The organism is Ethanoligenens sp., from assembly GCF_047718355.1.
Lineage (GTDB): Bacteria > Bacillota > Clostridia > Oscillospirales > Ethanoligenentaceae > Ethanoligenens.
Genome location: NZ_JBDNLG010000058.1, coordinates 17,356 through 18,982, shown reverse-complemented (window position 1 = coordinate 18,982; position 1,627 = coordinate 17,356). Strand labels below are relative to the sequence as shown.

Sequence of the window (1,627 nt, the reverse complement as noted above, 5' to 3'; positions counted from 1 at the left end):
CGAAGAGTGCCTATCTATAATATCAAATGCTGCGCTTCATGTCAATCCTTTTTTGAAAGGTTTTTCGACAAAATTTATATAAATCAAATAACTGCCGTATTTGACCAAAAACCCCAACCTGAGAGGGATAATCCGACCAGCAGTGGAAAAAATGATAAGCGAGGGGGAAATTTATGAACAGCAAACAAAAGGCAATTCGTTTTTTTCAAATATGCATTCTCCTGATCTTGGGTATCCTGCTCATTAACTTTTCCAGGAATCGTCAGGAAGGGCAAGGCATTCAGACACTTTCGCAACTCGGCTCCACCGGTTCGGAGGTTCGGCAGATTCAAACACGGCTGAAAAGCTGGGGGTATTATACCGGTACGGTGGATGGTGTCTATGGCGCCGGCACGCGTAATGCTGTAACCGCCTTTCAGCGTAAAAACGGCTTGACAGCAGACGGCGTGGCAGGCACCGCCACCCTGAAGGCCATTGGCGTCAGCTCCGGCAACGGCAACGGATACGGACAATACAGCCAAAGTGACTACCAGTTGCTTGCACGTGTTATTTCCGCCGAAGCGCGGGGCGAGCCGTTCACCGGGCAAGTCGCAGTCGGCGCGGTCATCCTTAACCGAGTGGACAGTCCGCTTTTTCCAAACACCATTGCGGGGGTAATCTATCAGCCGGGCGCATTTACCTGCCTGACCGACGGACAATTCAATCAACCGGTCGCTGAATCTGCCTTTCGCGCTGCACAAAACGCCATTAACGGCTGGGACCCCAGCGGCGGCTCTCTCTATTATTACAACCCGGACACCGCCATCAGTCAATGGATCCGTCAGCGGCCCATTCTGTTGCGCATTGGCAAGCATGTTTTCTGCAAATAATAACCGCTCGCTACGAAAGGAACGATTTGATATGAAAAAACTGCTCTATATCTCCGCGAGTCCCAAACCGGAAACGGAATCGGTCAGCAAACAGGCGGCACGCACCTTTATCCAACGCTTAATGTCGCAGGTGACCAGCTACAAGCTGGACGAACTGGATCTGTATACCAGCGACATCCCGATGCCAAGCCACCAGCACTTTGACCGGCAAAGCCACTTGGTAACCGGCGGAATTTATGAAGCGCTCAGCGACGAAGACAAATCAGACGTAGACAAAATGAACACTCTATGCACCCAGTTTCAAGAAGCCGATACCTATGTAATTTCAGCGCCAATGTGGGGAATGAGCTTCCCCTCACGGTTGAAACAGTATCTGGACTGTATCATGCTGATTGACCATCTGTTCACCATTGACTCCACCGGATTTCACGGTCTGCTGGGCGATAAGGAACGACATATGGTGTATGTTCAATCCTCCGGCGGGGTCTATCCAAAAATCTTTTTCGGGCAGATGAACTACGCCGTCAAATACTGCCGCGACATCTTCAAGCATCTCGGGGTCTCTACTTTCGACCCCATTCTGGCACAAGGGACGGAAACACCGGGCGTAGGACGGTACAAAGCGCTTGAAGTCGCCGCGCAGGATATGGATGATGTATTAAATCGATTGTCCGGCCCACACCCCATGCCGATTGGGGCGTAACGGTAAACGCATCTTTGTAAAAAGCGGGGGGGGGGGGGGGGGGGGGGGGGGGGGG

Annotated in this window: 2 protein-coding genes; both read left to right on the top strand. The window is 51.7% G+C overall.

Annotated features, from left to right (window positions below; translation table 11 throughout):
• Nucleotides 1–173 precede the first annotated feature (173 nt).
• Nucleotides 174–869: a spore cortex-lytic enzyme gene (gene sleB / locus ABF463_RS09600; RefSeq protein WP_415533400.1), complete on the top strand. Its 696-nt coding sequence runs from the start codon at nt 174–176 to the stop codon at nt 867–869.
• A 31-nt stretch (nt 870–900) separates the two neighbouring features.
• On the top strand, nt 901–1,572 hold the full coding sequence (locus tag ABF463_RS09595; protein WP_415533399.1) for an FMN-dependent NADH-azoreductase: 672 nt from the start codon (nt 901–903) through the stop codon (nt 1,570–1,572).
• Nucleotides 1,573–1,627 lie beyond the last annotated feature (55 nt).